The organism is Actinomadura physcomitrii (genome assembly GCF_008923205.2).
In the GTDB taxonomy this organism is placed as follows: Bacteria; Actinomycetota; Actinomycetes; order Streptosporangiales; family Streptosporangiaceae; genus Spirillospora; species Spirillospora physcomitrii.
The window spans coordinates 148859-168240 of sequence record NZ_WBMS02000018.1; the positions used below are offsets into that span (position 1 = coordinate 148859).

Annotated in this window: 14 protein-coding genes; 3 read left to right on the forward strand and 11 right to left on the reverse strand. The window is 67.2% G+C overall.

From position 1 onward, the window contains the following. Window positions 1-12: 12 nt before the first annotated feature. The 6 genes from cysN to F8568_RS23505 are packed head-to-tail and all read right to left on the reverse strand — an operon-like array spanning window position 13 to window position 6685. Complete coding sequence (gene cysN / locus F8568_RS23480) at window positions 13-1935, reverse strand: sulfate adenylyltransferase subunit CysN (protein WP_151595825.1); 1923 nt, start codon at window positions 1933-1935, stop codon at window positions 13-15. Further along, window positions 1935-2861: a sulfate adenylyltransferase subunit CysD gene (gene cysD / locus F8568_RS23485; RefSeq protein WP_328600988.1), complete on the reverse strand. Its 927-nt coding sequence runs from the start codon at window positions 2859-2861 to the stop codon at window positions 1935-1937. The genes cysN and cysD overlap by 1 nt, the downstream gene beginning before the upstream one ends. Window positions 2862-2872: 11 nt before the next feature. Beyond that, window positions 2873-3643: an SDR family NAD(P)-dependent oxidoreductase gene (locus F8568_RS23490; protein ID WP_151595827.1), complete on the reverse strand. Its 771-nt coding sequence runs from the start codon at window positions 3641-3643 to the stop codon at window positions 2873-2875. Between the two features lie 18 nt (window positions 3644-3661). After that, the gene (locus F8568_RS23495) at window positions 3662-4729 is read right to left on the reverse strand and encodes a hypothetical protein (RefSeq protein WP_151595828.1); all 1068 of its coding nucleotides are present in this window, start codon (window positions 4727-4729) and stop codon (window positions 3662-3664) included. 27 nt (window positions 4730-4756) lie between these two features. Beyond that, window positions 4757-5884 carry a sulfotransferase family protein gene (locus F8568_RS23500; protein ID WP_151595829.1) on the reverse strand — a complete coding sequence of 376 codons (1128 nt, stop codon included), beginning with the start codon at window positions 5882-5884 and terminating at the stop codon, window positions 4757-4759. Window positions 5885-5887: 3 nt separating this feature from the next. Further along, window positions 5888-6685 (reverse strand): SDR family NAD(P)-dependent oxidoreductase, encoded by a 798-nt coding sequence (locus F8568_RS23505; RefSeq protein ID WP_202125259.1) that lies wholly within the window; start codon window positions 6683-6685, stop codon window positions 5888-5890. Window positions 6686-6929: 244 nt separating this feature from the next. Between F8568_RS23505 and F8568_RS23510 the strand changes: the two genes are divergently transcribed. Beyond that, entirely contained in the window at window positions 6930-7883 is a 954-nt protein-coding gene (locus F8568_RS23510; protein WP_151595831.1) for a LysR family transcriptional regulator, read from the forward strand. 352 nt (window positions 7884-8235) lie between these two features. Here F8568_RS23510 and F8568_RS23515 read toward each other — a convergent pair whose 3' ends face one another. Further along, window positions 8236-10899 (reverse strand): DEAD/DEAH box helicase, encoded by a 2664-nt coding sequence (locus F8568_RS23515; protein WP_151595832.1) that lies wholly within the window; start codon window positions 10897-10899, stop codon window positions 8236-8238. Between the two features lie 120 nt (window positions 10900-11019). Between F8568_RS23515 and F8568_RS23520 the strand changes: the two genes are divergently transcribed. Beyond that, window positions 11020-14004: a DEAD/DEAH box helicase gene (locus F8568_RS23520; protein ID WP_151595833.1), complete on the forward strand. Its 2985-nt coding sequence runs from the start codon at window positions 11020-11022 to the stop codon at window positions 14002-14004. Window positions 14005-14033: 29 nt separating this feature from the next. On the opposite strand, the gene F8568_RS23525 is transcribed toward F8568_RS23520, so the two are convergent. From F8568_RS23525 to F8568_RS51110, 4 genes are all read right to left on the reverse strand, one after another. Continuing rightward, complete coding sequence (locus F8568_RS23525; RefSeq protein ID WP_151595834.1) at window positions 14034-15329, reverse strand: McrC family protein; 1296 nt, start codon at window positions 15327-15329, stop codon at window positions 14034-14036. Continuing rightward, entirely contained in the window at window positions 15326-17776 is a 2451-nt protein-coding gene (locus F8568_RS23530) for an AAA family ATPase (protein WP_328600989.1), read from the reverse strand. Before F8568_RS23530 ends, F8568_RS23525 begins: the two co-directional genes overlap by 4 nt. Before the next feature lie 117 nt (window positions 17777-17893). Continuing rightward, window positions 17894-18112 (reverse strand): hypothetical protein, encoded by a 219-nt coding sequence (locus F8568_RS23535; RefSeq protein WP_151595836.1) that lies wholly within the window; start codon window positions 18110-18112, stop codon window positions 17894-17896. 392 nt (window positions 18113-18504) lie between these two features. After that, complete coding sequence (locus F8568_RS51110; RefSeq protein WP_151595837.1) at window positions 18505-18819, reverse strand: hypothetical protein; 315 nt, start codon at window positions 18817-18819, stop codon at window positions 18505-18507. A gap of 52 nt (window positions 18820-18871) precedes the next feature. On the opposite strand from F8568_RS51110, the gene F8568_RS23545 reads away from it, so the two are divergent. Continuing rightward, entirely contained in the window at window positions 18872-19378 is a 507-nt protein-coding gene (locus tag F8568_RS23545) for a hypothetical protein (RefSeq protein ID WP_151595838.1), read from the forward strand. The last annotated feature ends 4 nt before the right edge of the window (window positions 19379-19382 follow it).

Below are 19382 nucleotides of genomic sequence, written 5' to 3' on the forward strand. Positions count from 1 at the left end.
TTCCTCGCCGCGCTACACGTCGGCCGCGGGTTGGAGCACACCCGCCTCGCGCAGTCGTTCGATCACCTGATCGGCCAGTTCCTCCGGTGCGTGCGTACCGCCGGCGTCCAGGTGCACATCCGGGGCGTCGGGCGGCTCGTAGGGCGAGTCGATGCCGGTGAAATTGGCCAGTTCTCCGCGGCGGGCCTTGGCGTACAGCCCTTTTCGGTCCCGCGCCTCCACCACCTCGAGCGGTGCGTCGACGTGGACCTCGAAGAACTCCTCGGCGCCGATACGTTCGCGAGCGCGGGCACGTTCGGCCCGGAAGGGAGCGATGAAGGAGGCCAGTACGATCAGCCCGGCGTCGGCGAGCAGCCATGCGACCTCCACCACGCGGCGGATGTTCTCGACCCGGTCGGCGTCGGTGAAGCCGAGGTCGGCGTTCAGTCCGTGCCGGACGTTGTCGCCGTCGAGCAGGTAGGTGTGGAACCCCTGGTCATGAAGGCGCTTTTCGACCAGATTGGCGATGGTCGACTTGCCCGCGCCCGACAGGCCGGTGAACCACACCACGGCCGGCCGCTGCCCCTTGCTGCCCGCCCGGGCCCGCCGGTCGATGTCGAGGGACTGCTTGTGGACGTTCTGAGCGCGTCGCAGTGCGAACTTGAGCATGCCGGCCGCGACGGTGTCCTGAGTGAACCGGTCGATGATGATGAAGCCGCCCATGTCACGGTTCTCGGTGTACGGGTCGAACGGAAGCTCGCGGTCAAGGCGCAGGTTGACCACGCCGATCTCGTTCAGCCCCAGGGTGCGGGCGGCGGTGCGGTCCAGAGTGTTGACGTTGACGGCGTACTTCGGCGCCGCCAGCTGGGCGATGGCGGTCGAGGTGGCGGATTTGAGGAGGTAGGCGCGGCCCGGGAGCATCCTCTCCTCGCTCATCCACACCAGCTGCGCCTCGAACTGGTCCGCCGTACCGGGGGCGGCGTCCGCGGCGGCGATGACATCGCCCCGGCTGACGTCGATGTCGTCGGTGAGAACCAGGGTCACCGATTGGTCGGCGACGGCCGTGTCGAGATCTCCGTCGGACGTGACGATCCGGGCGACCGTGCTTTCGCGGCCCGACGGCAGCACGCGCACCCGGTCGCCGGGGCGGACGGTGCCGCCGGCGATCTGCCCGGAGAATCCTCGGAAGTCGAGGTTCGGGCGGTTGACCCACTGCACCGGCAGCCGGAACGGGCCGGAGTCGCGCTCGTCGGCGATCCCCACCGTTTCCAGGTGCCCGACCAGCGTCGGCCCTGAATACCAGGGAGTCTTCGCGCTTTTCCGCAGGATGTTGTCGCCTTGTAGCGCCGAAATCGGAATGCACACGACGTCGTCGAGCCCGATGGTCTCGGCGAAGCGCCGGTACTCTTCCGCGATCTCGTCGAATCGCCGCTGCGAGTAGTCCAGCAGATCGAGCTTGTTCACCGCCAGGACGATGTGGCGAATGCCCAGCAGCGACACGAGATAACTATGGCGGCGGGTCTGGGTCAGCATGCCCTTCCGGGCGTCGACGAGGATCACGGCGAGGTCGGCGGTCGAAGCGCCGGTCACCATATTGCGGGTGTACTGCTCGTGGCCGGGGGTGTCCGCCACGATGAACTTGCGCCGCTCGGTGGAGAAGAACCGGTAGGCCACGTCGATGGTGATGCCCTGTTCGCGTTCCGCGGCCAGGCCGTCGACCAGCAGGGCGAAGTCGAGATCTCCGCCCTGCGTCCCGACGGTCTTCGACTCCTTCTCCAATTCCGCCAGATGGTCGGAGAACACCAGTTTCGAGTCGTAGAGCAGGCGCCCGATGAGCGTCGACTTGCCGTCGTCGACGCTGCCGCAGGTGATGAACCGCAGCATCGACTTGCGCTCGTGGCGGCGCAGATACTCCTCGATGTCGAGGGTGACCAGATCGTCCCCGGTGCGCGCCATCAGAAGTACCCCTCTTGCTTCTTCTTCTCCATCGAGCCGCTCGCGTCGTGGTCGATGATCCTGCCCTGACGCTCGGAACTGGTCGCGAGCAGCATTTCCCGCACGATGCCCGGAAGAGTGGTCGCGGTGCTCTCCACCGCGCCGGACAGCGGATAGCAGCCGAGCGTGCGGAACCGCACCGTCCGCTCTACCGGTCTCTCCCCCGGATGCAGCCGCATTCGCTCGTCGTCGACCATTATCAACGTGCCGTCGCGCTCGACCACCGGGCGCGGCGCGGCCAAGTACAGTTCGACTATGGGGATCTGTTCGAGATGGATGTACTGCCAGACGTCCAACTCCGTCCAGTTCGACAGCGGGAACACCCGTAGGCTCTCTCCCGGGCGTTTGCGGGTGTTGTAGAGCCGCCACAGTTCCGGCCGCTGCCGTTTCGGATCCCAGCGGTGCTGTGCGGACCGGAGCGAGAACACACGCTCCTTCGCCCGCGACTTCTCCTCGTCGCGGCGGGCTCCGCCGAAGGCCAGGTCGAACCGGTGCTCGTCGATGGCCTGCTTGAGGCCCTCGGTCTTCCACATCTCGGTGTGCAGTGCCGAACCGTGATCGAAGGGGTTGATACCCCGTGCCACACATTCCGGGTTCCGGTGCACGATCAATTCGAGGTCGTCCGACGCGGCGATCCGGTCCCGGAACCTGTACATGGCCTGGAACTTCCAGGTGGTGTCCACGTGCAAGAGCGGGAACGGCGGCCGGGAAGGGTAGAAGGCCTTGCGGGCCAGATGCAACAGCACGGAACTGTCCTTGCCCAACGAGTAGAGCATGACCGGTCGCTCGCTCTCGGCCACCGCCTCCCGCATGATCTGGATGCTCTCCGCCTCCAGCCGGCGCAGGTGCGTCAGGCCGACGACGCCCTCGGACCCCGTGATCGTCACGGTGCCTCCTCTCACTGCCGCAGGTGGGCTCCGCCGCCGATGAACCACATCTGACCGTTGATCCATTCGGCCTCGTCCGACAGCAGGAAGGCGACGACGGCCCCCAGGTCGCGGGGCTCGCCCAGGCGTGTGGTGCGGGCCGCGGCGAGGAACGCCTCCTGCATCGCCAGATCGTTCTGGCTCTTGACGGTCTCGCCCATGACCAGCCCCGGCATGACCCCGTTGGATCGGATGCCGTCCTTGCCCCAGTTGATGGCGATGTGGCGGGTCAGCTGGTTGATCGCGGCCTTCGACACGCCGTAGGCCACCCGAGACGGGTCTCCGCCCAGGGAGGTTCCCGAGGAGGTGTTGACGATGCTGCCGCCCCCCTGCTCCAGCAGATGCGGGAGCACCGCGCGGGTGGTGCGGACGTAGCCGAGCAGGTTGACGTCCAGGGTGCGCCGCCAGACGTCCATCCCGGTCTCCAGCAGGGTCCCGTCCCGCCCCAGATTGCCGGCCGACAGGTCCGCGCCGACGTTGTGCAGCCCGTGCACCGCGCCGAATTCCGCTATCGTCCGATCCACCAGCCCCCTCACCGACGTGTCGTCGGACAGGTCGAACTCGACCGCGATGGCCCGGCCACCGGCCTTCGCTATCCGCTGGACGGTCGCCTCCGCCCCGGCGAGATTGATGTCGCCCACGGCCACGTAAGCCTTTTCCGAAGCCAGCCGTTCAGCGGTGGCCGCACCGATACCGGTCGCTCCCCCGGCCACGATGAAAGTCTTCTCCCGCAATCCGCGCATGACGTCCCGCCATTCGTCCTACGACTGGGTGATCTTGCTGAGGGGATGGGACCTTTCGAGCATTCCGAAGGTCTCCTCACCGTCCCACCGGTAGCGCACACCGGCCTGGTGGACGGCCGGGAAGTCGGCCTGCTCCTGCCTGAGCGCCTTCATCGCGTACGTGTCGTCGCTGTGGTGGACGTCATGCGTGGAGACGACCGTCGTGCCCTCGATCGAGACCGCGCCGCCGGCGGTCTCGAGCACCAGTGAGACGTCCTCTCCCAGTGCCCGCAGGCGGGTCAGCCAGGGGGCCCGCAGGACTCGGGCGGGAATGAGGGCGCCATCGCCGTGGAAGACGAAACCCTCGTTGAAGGTGGGCTTGCCGTCATCGCGCGGCGGGTAGGCCATGTAGCCGAACGCCTTCCCGCTGGGGAACACCGCCGTCTGCCAGCAGTGCCCCCGGAACTCGGTCAGGCGCCGCACGCCCTGGCGGCGGATCCGCAATCCGCTGCCGGTGAACCGCTGCGGCCCGCCCGCGTCCACGGTCACCGAACCGGACGCGCGGAACAGCTGCTCGTAACGGGGCCCGCCCATGAGATCGCCCTCGACGGAGTTCCTCAGCACGTCGGAGGCGTCGGTGCGCAGGCTGCCCTGCACCCACGGCGGGACCGCCATCGTCGCCTCGACCTCGAAGGCGACATCGACCAGGGGGCCGTCGGTCCTGCCGGCGACCAGATCCGCGGACGAGGTGCGCACGGCCTTCCCCTGGTAGGTCATCGTCCAGGTACCGAACGGCTCGACGCACCGGAAGGCGAGCCCGCCGGCGCCCAGCACCGTGGGCCTGCCTTCGGGCCCGGCCGCCGGCAGGGCCGGGCAGGTGTCGCGCAACCGGTACGCGCGCCCATCGGGGAAGGCCACATTGACCTGGATGTCGTGGGAGTCCCAGTTGGCGCCGACCGCTTCGACACCGATACGCGGCAGCCCGACCTCGCCGCGGTCGTCGGACACCCAGAAACTCACCGAATCGCGCATCTCCGGGTCCGCGGGACGCTCCGCGAACACATACTCGCGGGCGGGATCGATGCCGCCGGTCAGATCCACAGGCATGGGAATTCCTTTCCAGTCGGCGCTGGATCAGCGCTCGGTCCAGCGGTCCGCGCACACGACGTACTGCGCGAACGCGGACCGCACTTGGTCGAGGTCGATCGCGAACTCGGCGGGGTCGGCCTTCCGGCCGGGCTCGCGCTCCTGCGCCGCGGCGGTCCACCAGTCGTCCATGCGGCGTGCGAACTCATCCGACACCGGCTCCCCCAGCCAGGCGTACAGGCCTCTCACCTGGCCGAGCGGATCGGACTGCATGGCACGGAAGTCGATGTCGTAGAACCGGTCGTCCGCGCCGGCCGCGCGGAATCTCACCACGCGATCCATTCCCAGCGTCCATTGCTCGACGTTGAGCCGACCGATGTAGGAGTGGTCGATGTGGTCGGTGAACCGTCCGATGATGTCCGCGTAGAGTTCGGCCACCGACAAGATGACGTCGGTCGGATCGCGATGCGTCATCACGAACCGCGCGTCGGGGAACGCCTTGTCCAAGGCCGTGAGGAACAGCACGTGCGAGGGGCATTTCAACCGCCACGGCCGGGCGGGCTCCCCCCACTGCAGCAGCTTCATCACCTTCCGCTGATAGGCGAACGTCGACGTCAGGTCGGCGTCGGCGACCAGCCAGGCGGAGTACGTCGGGACCTGTGCGAACGAGTTGAAGATGTGCGACTTGAAATCCAGCGCCATCAACTCGTGGCACTCCATCAGGCCGTGCTTGTCGACGGGCGCGTGACGCCGGGTCCCGACCATCTCCCCCTGGCCGGCCGGGATGCGCGGATCGGGGCCGGCCACCGTCGACGGCGGCGGGCAGGGCTGGGACGATTCCCACAGCCGCAGGTATCGCACGCCCGGATCCCGCGCCAGCAGCTGGGACAACGCGGTCGACCCGGTGCGCGGCAGCCCCAGGCCGATCAGCGGCGCGACGATCGGCACCTCGTCTATCTCGGGGTGCCGTCGATACCAGTCCTCGACCTGCAGGCGCTGGCCCAGATACCGGCCGATCCGGTCGTAGAAGAACTTCTCCCCCGCGGAGTTCAGCCTCGCCTCGTTGCGCAGTGAGTGCAGCAGGATCTCGAGGCCGTCCCGGAAGGAGTCGTCTCCGAAGTCGCGCAGACCGGTCTCGGCGGCGGCCGCGCTCATCAGGTCGTCAGCGGTCGGCATCGGTCATCCCATCCACTGCCCGCCGGCGACGTCGATGGTCTGGCCGCACATGTAGTCGGCGGCGGGAGAAGCCAGGAAGGCCACCACGTTCGCGACCTCCTCCGGCAGCGCGGCGCGGCCGAGCTGGACCCGCTGGGTGATCGATTCGGCGATGGAGTCGCGTCCCGCGCGCTCGCCCTCGTTGCGCGGTTCGAGCAGGTAGCGCCGCATGTCGTCCTTGAGCATGATGCCCGGTGCGACCGCCAGCGTGTTGACGCCCCGCGAGGCGAACTCGTGCGCGAGATTGCGGGTGAAGCCGATCACGCCCGCCTTGCAGGCCGCGTAGACGGTCAGGCCGTGCTGCTGTACCCGGCCCGCCACCGCCCCGATGTTGATGATCTTCCCCGCGCCCTGCGGCAGCAGATGCTCCAGCGCGGCATGCGCGCCGTACATCATCATGGTCAGGCTGCCGAGCACCGTCCTGTCGATCTCTTCCTTGGTGTGCCGCTCGAACGCTCCGGCGGCGACCATCACCGGGTTGTTGACCATGATGTCCAGGCCGCCCAGCGCGTCCCGGCTGTCTCGCACCGCCCGATGAACCTGGTCCCAGTCGGACATGTCCGCCTTGACGGGGACCGCCTGAACGCCCCAGCGCTCCGTGACCTCCTTGGCGCGGCGCTCCACCTTCTCGAACGTCCGCCCCACCAGCGCGACGTCCGCACCGCAGCCGCCGAGCCGGTTCGCGATCGCCTGACCCAGGCCGTCCCCGCCGGCGCCGGTGACGACGGCCTTCTTGCCGCGTAGATCCAACAAATCGGCCACGCGTTTGTCCACGGTGTCATAAGGCAGCCGATCGAAGCCCAGTTTCTGCGCCCAATCCTGATCAGCTGTTTCCATTCAGAATTCCTCTCGCCGCCGGCGCCGGGCCGCGCACCCCGGGTCGGCCAGGCACCGTATTAAGGACCCGATCACTGCGGTAAGGCTAGGCCGCCGACTTCTCGAAAGCCAATATCGATTTCGTCGGCCAGTCATGCCGAGTCGGCATGTCAGGTGTTACGGTGCGGCGATGGAGCTGCACCGCCTGAAGTACTTCTTGCGCATCGCGGAGGAGGGCTCGATCACCCGGGCCGCGGCCGTGCTCAAGGTGGCCCAGCCGGCGCTGAGCCGCCAGATCCGGCTGCTGGAGGAGGAACTGGGGGTCGTGCTCTTCCGCCGGACCCGGCGCGGCGTGGACCTCACCGAGGACGGCGAGCGGCTGCGCGCCTCGATCGCCGGGCCGCTGCGCCAGCTCGACCTTGCCGTCCAGTACGCGGGCTCGCCCCTGGCCCGCATTGAACGGGGACTGCACCTGGGCATGCCGCCGACCGTCGCCGCCGTCCTGTCCGCGCCGCTGCTGGCCGGCCTGGGAAGCGCGTTCCCGAAGGTCGACTTCCAAGTGACGGTCGCGGGCACCGACGCCCTCGTCGACGCCATGCTCCGCGGCGCCATCGACACGGCGGTCATCAACCAGGTCTCCGACGAGCGCCTGTTCGTACGCGACCTGCTGGTCGAGGAACTCGTGCTCGTCGGCGGCCCGCAGTCCGGCCTGGAGCCGGGCCGGCCAGTCGGCTTCGCCGAACTGGCCGGCCTGCCGCTGGTACTGCCCGCGTCCTCCACCGGCATCGCCGGCACGGTCGAGAATGCCGCACTGCGGCTCAAGCTCTGTATCCGGCCCCGGATCGCCACCGACTCGCTGCAGGTCACCTTGGACCTCGTTGAGCGAGGGGCCGCCTGCACGGTGCTGCCGGTCTCCGCCTGCAGCCGAGAGATCGCTCTCGAACGGGTCCGCTACGCCCCTCTTGTCGAGCCCGCCCTGCTCCAGCACCTCGCCGTGGCCGCCTCGGCCCGCCTGGACCTTCCCCGAGCCTTCGCCTTCAAGGTCGGCGACGTACTCCGCGAGGAGACCGCACAGCTGATCAGGTCCGGCGTCTGGCCGGCCCGATCTCTGGCACCGCACCCGTGGAACCCGAACCGGGCCTGACCTCCTTGCCGATCTCCGTTGTCGAGAGTAGCATTCTCAGATACGAGATCATTATTTCCATCGCGTCCGCCTGACGGACCCGACGTCACGGGCCGGACGTACCATGCCCGTTCGGTATAGCTGCCCGCGAAGGCCGCAGCCCCCGGCAGCCGGAAGCTCCCGAGCCGGCCCGAACGAGCGAACCGGCCCCTGCCACGCTCGAGCGCCAGCGCTGGCCGTCCGAAGCCTCATCGGTCCCCCGACCGGAGTACTCGCCATAAGCACTATCACTACGGTACGAACCGCCGAATAGCCCCCTTGGTCCCAATCGGCCGTTCGCGCCACAGCGGGACGCTCCACTCGCCGAATACGATCAGACGGCTTCCTCACCCGCAGGCGGGTTCGCGGAGTCTCGGGAGAACAGGCGCTCCCGCTCGGCGGCGATCACCTCACGGGTGAGTTCGGCCTCGGAGACGTCGAACGCCTCGGGCGCGCTGTCCGCGGTCTCGCTGACGCGGGCGAAGTCCTCGAACAACTCTCGCTTGCGGGCCAGGATCTCCGTGACCCGCAGGTCGACACCCTCCTCGGAGAGGAGCCGGTGAACCTGTACGGATTCGAGCTGTCCCATGCGATGGGCGCGTGCGATGGCCTGCCATTCGGTGGTCGGCTTGAGCTGGGGCTCGCAGATGACGACCACCGAGGCCGCCTGGATGTTCAGGCCGACGCCGCCGGCCACGATCTGGGCGACCAGCACGGCACCGTCCCCGGCCGCGGAGAACTGGTCGACGATGGCCTGCCTCGCCGCGGCGGGCACCGAACCGGTAAGGGGCCCGAACACGTTGCGGGGCAGAGCCCGGACCACGTGATCGAGCACCTCACGGAAGTGCGAGAAAACGATCACTCGGCGCCCGTTGTCCTCGGCCTCCTCGACGATCTCGACGAGTCGCCGCACCTTCTCGGAATTCGCGCCCTGCAGCATCGCGGCCTGTCTCATCGCCATGAACTTTCCGTCTGCCACGGCGCGCCGGTAAGCAAGGAAGTCTTCGCGAGACAGCGGAAGCCACTCCTCGACCTCGACGAGTTCCGGCAGCTCCGTCAGCACGTCCTCCTGGTTGCGCCGCAGATACGCCGGCGCCACCTGTCTCCGGAAGCGCCCAGGTGCGAACTCGTCGGCGTCCACGATCAGGTCCGGCCGCAGATAGCCCACGAGGTTGCGGAACTCATCGATGCGGTTCTCCAGCGGGGTGCCGGTGAGCAGGATCGCCCGGTCCGCGGCGTCCAGGACCCGCCTCGTCCGGCGGGTCCGGAGCGCGGTCGGATTCTTGATGTAGTGGGCCTCGTCCACGACGGCGCAGCCCAGATCCTGCACCGCGCGTATCTGATCCTCGAACCAGCCCAGTGTCTCGAAAGTGGTGACGGCGATTCCGCCGCTGCGGACCCAGTTGCGTGCCGCGGCCTCGCGTCCCGGACCGTGCACGCGGTGAGGACGAAGGGAGGACTTGGAGGAGATCTCGCGGACCCAGTTGGTCACCACGGCCGCCGGGCAGACCACCACCGAGTGGTGGTCACCATTGGCGCGCAGATGAGCGAGGACGGCCAGGGCCTCGACGGTCTTCCCCAACCCCATCTCGTCGCCGATGATCACTTTGCGCTGCACGAGTGCGAAGCGCGCGCCGAAGCTCTGGTAGCCGCGCAGCGATGCCGACAGGTACTCGGTGTCGAGTTGGAGCCGCCGGACCGCTTCGACGATGTCGTCGGGGAGGTCGCCGTGGGCCTTCTGCTCGTCTTCGGTCAGGAAGCCCAGCTCGGAGAGCATGGCGAAGTAGTCGGCGGGCCGGCTGAGGAAGTCGTCCCAGGGGTCGCCGGAGGCGGCCGGCCCGCTCGCGCCGTCGATGGTCCGGGCACGGCGGCGGACCGCTTCGACCGCCTCCTTGAACTCCGAGACGCGCGCGCCCACAGCGAACACAACGAGGTGGCTCACGTCCCGCTTCAGGGCGTGCGCGAGCGGCGCCAGCGCTTGGGCGAGCGCCAAGTCGGTCGTGGCGCCTTTCGTCTTGCGCATCGCGTCCCATGCCCCGAGGCATCGGAGCAGTTCGGTGGTTTCCGCGGTGCGTTTTTTGATATCGATGCGGACCGGCATCTCGTCGTAGGTCATCTGCCACAGGGTCTGGGCGGCGCCACGCATCCGAGTGGCCGTCGTCGCGCCGATTCCCGGCAGGTGTTCGAGCCTGGCCCCATGGTCGAGAACGGCCTGGACGGTGGCGATGCCCGCATCGGCCAGGGGCCCGATACGGATCCGGTCGCGAGTGGCGTCCTTGAGCCGCTCCACCGGCATTTCGACGAGCATTCGCCGGACCTCGCAGTTCCGCACGGCCTGACCGGCGGACACCGCGGCGGCACGGTAACGGACCTCGTCCTGGAGCGCCTTCTCGATCGTCCTGATCGAGGCCGGGAGGTCGGCGACGACCGCGCTGGGGATGACCTCCGCCGCCCGTCCCAGATCGGCGACCCGCGTCCTGAAGCCGACCCAGTCGCTGAGGACATCGGCGACACCGACCTCGAACCTCCTGTCGTCGTGGCTGTTCAGGCGGTGCAGAAGCAGCGGTACTCCGGACGACACTCCCCACTCGCGAAAATCGGCGACGAACCGCGCGGCGGCATGGCCGGCGTCGCGCTTTGCGCGGCCGACGAGGAATCGCCGAGCACCGATCGCCGACCTGGCGTCGTGCAGCGACCCGGCGACCTGCGTGGTCAGATGCCTCAGCGTGCGGTCCTCGGCGGGCGCGAGGGAGGGCAGGCGCGCATGCCTCGCGACCTGCCCCAGGAGTCGGCCGTCTCCGGGACTCAACGGCAGCGCGCCCCAGTCGACCGTGCCGTCCCGCCGCAGAGCGACGACGGCACGGCGCAGTGAATCGACGGCCTCGTCGGCCGCCCTCGCGACCTCGTCACGGTGCGCCAGCGCAGACTGGGCCTGATGCACCCAGCCGGTGACCTCGTCGGTGATGCTGCGCAGCTGCTGTCGTTCGTGTCGTTCCATGGGCCTGACGGTCGGTCGATGTTGCTGCAAAGATTAGCCTCGAGCACCGACACTGGCGTCGGGAACCGACATGTCGGTTTCCTGGCAAGGGAGGGGTCGCTGCGGATCAGGAGGTCGTCAGTGCTGCTCGAGGGACTCAAGCCGGGCCTGCGTATCGAGGGACTCATCCCCGCAGAGGTGCTCACCGTCATTGCCGTGCAGTGGCATGGCACCGACGCGCTCGAGTTGACCTACAAGACGACGGCGGGCTCTCTCGGGCAGCAGGTGGTCTTCCGCAAGGACGAGGGCAAGCTCCGCATCGCGCAGTCCGGCAGCCGCGCTTTCGACGCCCCGGCTTCGGAATTCAAACTGGCGGCAGAGGCTCAGCGCATCACATTGGCGGGGCTCTTCGACCCGATGATCGCGGTCGCCACCAGCGACGTGCGGCCGCTGCCGCACCAGATCCAGGCGGTGTACGGCGAACTGCTGCCGCGCACACCGCTGCGGTTCCTTCTCGCCGACGACCCCGGCGCCGGAAAGACGATCATGGCCGGGCTCTACGTCAAGGAACTGATCTTGCGCGACGACGTGGCACGATGCCTGATCGTCGCGCCGGGCGGGCTGGTCGAGCAGTGGCAGGACGAGCTGTTCTTCAAGTTCGGCCTCCGGTTCGACCTGCTGACCAACCAGCTCATCGACGCCAACGCCAACTTCAACGTCTTCGAGACCCATCCGCTGCTGATCGCGCGGATGGACCAGCTCTCCCGCAACGAGCGCCTCCAGACCCAACTCCGGGAGACCGAGTGGGATCTGGTGATCGTGGACGAGGCGCACCGCATGGGCGCCCACTATTTCGGGGGCAAGCTGGAGAAGACCAAGCGGTTCCAGCTCGGCGAGTCGCTCGGTGAGGTCACCCGCCACCTGCTGCTGATGACCGCGACCCCGCACTCGGGCAAGGAGGAGGACTTCCAGCTCTTCCTCACCTTGCTGGACCGGGACAGGTTCGAAGGCAGGAGCAAGGTCACCGCGGACACCAGCGGGATCATGCGTCGGATGATCAAGGAGGACCTGCTCACCCTAGAAGGAAGAAGGCTCTTCCCCGAGCGGATCGCCGAGACCGTCCCCTACGAGCTGACCAGGCTGGAATACGACCTTTACGAGCAGGTCACCGACTACGTCCGCGACGGCATGAACCGAGCCGAGCGGATCGGCGGCAAACGGAGGAACACCGTCGGGTTCGCGCTCACGGTGCTCCAGCGACGCCTCGCTTCCAGTCCCGAGGCCATCTACAAGAGCCTCGTACGCAGAACGAGACGGCTGGAGCGCAAGAAGCAAGAGATCCTCAACGGCACCTACAGGGAAACCGAGCCGACGATCGATCTGGAAGGCTTGGATGCCGACGACTTCAGTGCCACGGAGATCGAGCAGGTCGAAGACGAACTTCTCGACGCCGCCACCGTCGCGCAGACGGTCGATGAACTCAACGCCGAGCTACTCGAACTCGCCGAGCTGACCAGGGTCGCCGGGCAGGTCCGCGATCTCGGCACCGATCGCAAATGGAGCGAACTGTCCGCGATCCTCCGGGACAACGCGCTGACCACGGACGCGAACGGCAGGCCCCGAAAACTCATCGTCTTCACCGAGCACCGCGACACCCTCGACTACTTGAGGGTGCGAATCAGTTCGCTGATCGGCCGCCCCGATGCCGTCAAGACCATCCACGGCGGCGTACGCCGGAGCGAGCGCCGCCAGATCACCGAAGACTTCACCAACAACCCCGACTGCCAGGTCCTCGTCGCCACCGACGCCGCCGGCGAAGGGCTGAACCTCCAGGCCGCCCACCTGATGGTCAATTACGACCTGCCCTGGAATCCCAACCGCATCGAGCAGCGTTTCGGGCGCATCCACCGCATCGGCCAGCAAGAGGTCTGCCGCCTGTGGAACCTCGTCGCCACCAACACCCGCGAAGGCGAGGTCTTCACCCGTCTCCTACTCAAGATCGAGGAGCAGCGCAAGGCATACGGCGGCAAGGTCTTCGACGTCCTCGGCGAAGCCTTCACCGGCACCCCGCTCCGGACCCTCCTCATGGACGCCATCCAGTACGGCGAGCGCCCCGATGTAAAGGCCAGGATGCACAAGGTCATCGATCAATCGGTCGGCGACGGGCTGAAAGAGCTGCTCGAGGAGCGGGCCCTGGCATCCCAGCGCTTCTCCGAGGCCGACCTCGCCGCGCTGCACGCCGCCATGAACGACGCCCATGCCCGCGGTCTCCGGTCTCACGACATCGAAACCGTCTTCAAGACGGCGTTCACCCGGCTCGGAGGACGTATCGTCCAACGCGAACGGGGCCACTACGAGATCACCAACGTGCCCGCGCACATCCGGGCCGGAACGCACGGCCCGATCGCCCCCCGCTATGGCCGGGTCACCTTCGATCTCGCCCACGTACCGTCCGACGATCCGAGGCACGCGGAACTACTCGCCCCCGGGCACCCGCTCCACGACGCCGTCATGGACGAAACCCTCAGGCGGTTCGGCGGCGCCCTCAACGCCGGCACCGTCCTGGTCTCCCCGACACTGACACAACCGCACCTTCTCGTCGGCGTCATCGAGGAGGTGGCCGACGCCACCGGCGCGACCATCGCCCGCCGCTTCGGCTATGCCTATGTCGACAGCCTCGGCACCGTCACACCCGCTGAGCCGGCACCGCACCTCGCCCTTGCCGCGGCCCCCGATACCCCGGAAGTGACCGCGGCGAAGGCACTGCCATGGCTGGCGGACGCCGAGGACAGAGCCACGAGCTGGATCATCTCGCACCGGTTGCCCGACTACCTCGCCCAGGTCCGCTCGCGACGGTCGACGGAGCTCGCCAGGACCCGCGAACTCGTCACCGACCGACTTGCAGGCGAACGGGACCGGCTCATGTTCGATGCCAGAGTCGCGAGTAAGAAGGAACTCCTCGGCGAAAAGCCCAAGGAATCGTCCGAAAGCCTTCGCCGCAAGGCTGTCGAACTCGACCACCGGCTCCGTGCACGCCTGGACTTGATCGACCAGCAGGCACTGATGTCCGCCAAGCCACCGCTGATCTCGACCGCGGCACTCGTCCTGCCCGCGGCACGAGGGTAATGAATAGGCCTCCAAGGCATCAGCGGGAATCAGCAGTTTCCGAACTCCGCTCCGTTCAGAATCATTTGACGTAGTTCGGCGAGCAGTACTGGAGACTCACCGGCAGCGATGGAGTTGATGCAGGACGGTATGTTGACCGCGATGGCGGTGATATGTGCGGTCGGCCCGTCCTGGCGGTGGAGCGTGATGGTTTCGTGGGGGCGGTCACGGTCACTGGCATACAGGATGTAGGCAGTCGGCGGGACAGCATCGACCGACCTGCTGAGCACATGGGCGTAAACGAAGTTCTGGAACAGATCCGCGGTCCCGATTCGCTTGTCGGCGTAGAGCTTGTACTTGGCGTCAATGGAGCAGCGCCACGCAGTGGCTCCCTGGCCGCGGATGAGCTGGATGTCGGGGGTGATCGTGGTGTAGCGATGGCCGCTGCTCGTGCGGATGGCTCTGAGCAAGGATTCTTGGGGTCGCACGCGGACGTCGGTGCCCGCGAGGGCGTCGTAGAGCAGGCGGGTGACGAAATCCTCGAACAGGACATTCATGTTGATCATGAAGGCCGGGGCGGCGGTACCGGAGCCGGTGTAGAGATCCGAGAACGCGGTCCCTCCCACCAGCATCCGAGCCCAGCGGTGTGCGTGGCGGTAGTGCTCGTTGGCGCGGTGGTAAGTGAGGCGCTCGGTGGCCGCTCGGGCGTCGAAGCCGGCGGTGGTGCACTGGGTTGCGAAGTCAGTGGCGAGGCGGTGGGCTTCGTCCCGGATGTGGTGTGCTTGGGCGGTGCGAGCGGCGAGTTGGAGTGCGGCGGCGCACAGCCGGTTGTCATCGATGTCGCCGCTGCGTTCGTCGTAGCGGCACTCCAGCCGGTCCAGGAGTCCGAAGCGGCGTGTGACCTGCCGATCCACCATTAGGCGCCCGCGGACGACCGGGAGAGCCTCCTCGTGTCGCACGTAGTCGAGGCGCAGGCCATGGCGGAGGAGCCTGCCGCATTCCCTGTTCAGGAGCAGGCAGACCAGGTCACGCAGGTTCAGGCCGGTCCCGAGTTCTTGGAGGCGTCCGATGTCGTGCAGGGAATCGATCCCGGCGACGTAGTCGAGCATCTGCAGGACGCCGAGTTCCGAACCGACGAGCTTGGGCACGACACGGATGGAGGCGCAGTCGAGGTTGACGACGCCGATATGAGGCCCTGCCTCAATGGAGAGGGTGCCGTCACGGAGCCAGTGCAGTTTGATCCGCTTGGCCAGGATCTCCGAGTCGGCCGCCTCGAGGTCCGCGGCGCTCGGATTCAGGCCAGGGATCCGCCGCTTGGCGTACTCGTCGACGTCGACGGATGTCACGCGGTGGCGTCCAGTTCGGCGGTGAGTGCTTTCACGAGCGCGTCGTCGCCGAGCCCAGCCGCGGTGTGCTCGTGGACGTCGACGATCGTGGCGCCCAGAAAGCGGGTGAGCTTGGAGTAGTCGTCGTAGGCGTACTCCTGCAGCAGCGGCAGCACCTCGTTGCGGACCACGGCCGCGAGGTCGGCCGTATTGTCGATGCGGTCGCCGCCGGGCATGAAGAAGGAGTGCCCGATCTGCCGTTCCCGTCCGAGTTCGGCGACGACGCGGCGGTTGAGCTCGCGCAGCAGCAGGCCGAGGTCCAGGTCGTCGACCTTGTAGCCGTCCAGGAGGCTGGCGTCGGGGAGGAGCTCATGGAAGGCGAACCGGCGGCGCAGCGCGGAATCCAGGAGCCGGATGCTACGGTCCGCGGTGTTCATCGTCCCTAGAATGCTGACGTTGCGCGGGACCGCGAAGCGCCGTCCCGACGGGAGCGTGACGTGGATCCCGCGCTTGTCCGGCTCGAGCAGTGTGATCAGCTCGCCCAGGATCTTGGGCACATCACCGCGGTTGATCTCGTCGATCAGCAGGAGGTAAGGGCGGTCGGGGTTGGCGGCGGCCGTTTCACAGACCCTTGTGAACACCCCGTCCCGCAGCACGAGCTTCAGCCCGCCGTCTGGGGCTTCCGCAGGCCGGAACCCCTCGATGAAGTCCTCGTACCCGTACGCGGGATGGAAGGTCACCTGGGTGAGATGCCCCGCCTCCGAAAGGGCGTCCAGCGCGCGCCGGAAGGCGGCTGATCCGTAAGGGGCCACCGGGTCGAGCTTCAGGTCGGGCAGGCGAGTGGCGAGCCACCACAGGGCGAAACGCAGGCTGTGGTAGGTCTTCCCGGTTCCCGGTGGACCGTAGAGGACGACCTGGCCTTTGCGGGTGAGCAGGTCGGCGATCTGCTCTAGCGACGACTCGACCGAGTCGACGGTCGGCGTCGGGGTCGTCGCGTCCTGTGACCGACCTTCCTTCAAGGCCCGCCAGAGATCCGCGGGGACAGTGGCGACGGTGACGGTCCCCCAGGAGGTCTTGGGTTCGGCGAGTGTCTGTGCGTAGCCGGTGTCCCATTCGACCGAGACGGTGTGCCGGAACTCCGGACGGTCAGGACGCCACTTGTAGCCTTCCTGAGTGACCGTGCCGACACCGAGGACCTCCTTGACACCCTTGTTGGCCACCACGAGATCCCCTGGCTGGAGGTCCATCAGTCGCCACAACTCGTTGGCCTTGGCGGAGATCTTGCTTCTGTTGCCCTTGTACTCGTCGCTGTAGGCGTCTTCGAACGCCGTGCGGTAGTCGTCCGGGGAGACGAAGTCGGTCAGATCCCCGACGTCGTCCCAGCCGACGCAGATGTATCCGCCCGTCCGGCAGTCGTCCCAGAACCGAGCTTGCTCCCCGGGAGCGATCTTGAGAATCGTTCTCGTGACCGGACGCGGGTCGGCCCATCCGTACAGGAACATCGCGACCTCGTACGGGTGCCATCCGGCGAAGCGCTCGTCCGCGTCGATGAGTTCCTTCAGTCGCTCGTGCGCGGCGAACGCCTCCAAAGACGTGGCGGCGGTTCCGGACAGGTGAAAGATGAAGGCCCGGACGTGATCGCGGCTGCTGATCGGGAGGATCGTGTCCGGGAAGTAGACCGAGATGGCCTTGGCCGTGAGCGCCGGGCCCGAGCGGAGCGCGGTGATGGTGTCGATGTCGGTGAGCCGGCCCTCCGCGGCGTGGCCGAACGCCTCCGCGAAACCTGCCCGGACCGCATCCCAGGCGTCCTGCTTGTTGTCGTACCCCGAGCCGAAATACCAGGTCTCATCACCTCTGCGCCAATAGATGAGGTGTTTGCCGGCGTTCCCGCCCTTCATGCTGCACAAGTTCGGGGTGCCGAACTCCATCCGGTAGCAGAAGGAGTCCTTCGAGCTGGAAGTTCCGAGGGCGTATCGCTCAAGCGGCATCGACGGCCACGAATCCAACGGGAAGTCATGGACGACCTGGGCGATCTGCTCTTTTACCGCCGCGATCCGTTCAGCACAGGCCCCGCGATCGAACTCGGCGAGTGCTGCAGACAGCGGTTTGGGTGGCACGCGGACTCCGTGCGCCGTGGAAAGAGGGATGAGCGTACAGGTTCGACAGACCTGCGAGACCAGGTCACCCTTGCCGTTGCGCAGCTCTACCTTGGCAGCGAAGGCACGACGCCCTTCAGAGTCGTCTCGGGGCGCGGACTCGATGATGCGGCGCCACAGGTCACCCTCCGGATCGGAATAAGTCCTTTGTGCCTCATCGTCTTCGGTCAGGTGCCCACAGTCCTTGCGGTGGTGTATCGCCGTGCCAGTGCCACCGGGACAGATCACCATACCCGGTGAAGTCGTCAGCTCGAACGCCTGGCCGTCGTAATGGACGATTTGGCGTCCGTCGGCTACTTCCTCCACGGTCACTGTCATGGTCACGCGATCCCCCCAACGCTCGCGGACAGTCTCTCCTCGTGTCCGCGCTGTGCGCTACCGGATCAGGCCAACAGAGCGTGTCTGTGATGCCGACCCAAGCAAGGGCAACTAAGCGATCTTGACGAGCCCGGGCGGCTGACCAGCGAACCTTGCAGGTGGGTCTGCGGCCAGGAAAGCCAGGTGGGCGTGGGCGACCATGGCCAAGGTGACGTGCCGGTACCAGGCGGTGTGCTTGCGGACCGGGTGGTAGTCCAGGCCGACCTCGTTCTTGGACGCATGGAAGCACTCCTTGCCACGCCGCCCGGTCCAGGCCGGCGGACGCGGCATCGGCCTCATCGCCGGTCACCCAGGCGAACACCAGCAGCGGATCATCGCAAGCTCGTTCGATCACCCGCCAGGCCGGCTCCGGCTTGGTCGCGAACCGCGCGTGCTCGGGCACGCCGGCGTCGTCCGGCCGCTCTTGCGTTCCGACCCGCCCGGCAGGCCCGGCGAATACGACCAGGCCCGCAACCGAGGCTCCCGACGCCCGAAGAACGGCATCACCACCTGCACAAACAGCTCATCGAACTCATCAGCCCACCGGCCGGGGCGACATCTTCTACAGTGGGGGGCACGGCCACCGCCGATCGGCTGGTTCCAACACACCCACACGATCACAGCGGTGGCCGTCTCACGTCCCAATTTCGATCAGACCGAGATCTCCAAGTGCGACTGGAGTACTAACGTCCAGGCCAGGCAATATGCACCTGTGCATGCGTTCCCGGCAATGAGGGTATCCCACGAGCAAACGCTTGCCACACCTGCTGGGCGAAGTGATCAAGAGGAGCCCGCATGTCTGTCGGATCGATGCTCGGCACGATTGATCGGTATAGCTGGAAGGCTCGCGTTCGTCCGGTGGTCCTCGCACTGCTACCGGTCGCGGCGGCGACGGCGGCCACAGCACCGGTATGGGCGAATGGTAGGAGAGCGTGGATCCTAGTTCTACTGGTAGGCGCCCTGCTGCTGATTGAACCGCTGGGCCGGGCGAGGGGCAAGAAACTGGAGAACTCCCTCTTCGCCGAGTGGGGCGGAAAGCCGACCGTTCAGATGCTGCGTTACAGTGGACCGCTGAGCGACGCTCATCAGAGCTATCTGCGCACCCGTGTGCAAGAGATCGTCGGGACGTCCCTGCGTATGCCCTCCGAGGCGGAGGAACGCGCCGACCCCGTTCGAGCCGACGAGGTCTATGAGACGGTCGGAGCCGTCCTGCGCGCCCGTGCCCGCTCCTTGCGAGGAACGCAGCTCGTGGCCGAGCACAATGGCGAGTACGGCTTTCGCCGTAACGCGCTGGGACTACGACGCTTGGCACTGGCGGTCTGCCTGATCAGCCTGGCCGGGCTCGCCGCGGTGGCGGTGTGGGCCACGATGTCCGATGAGCCGGTGAGCGTTTCGGCGATAGTCATGTGGTCCGTTATGACCATCGCGGACATCGGGATGCTGACGTTCTGGTTCGCAGTGGTACGCCCAGGCTGGGTCGAGACCGCAGCCTGGGAATACGCCAGGCAACTCTACGAGACTGCCGCCGTGTCCGAAGTCGGCAACACGATCGGCTAGTCCC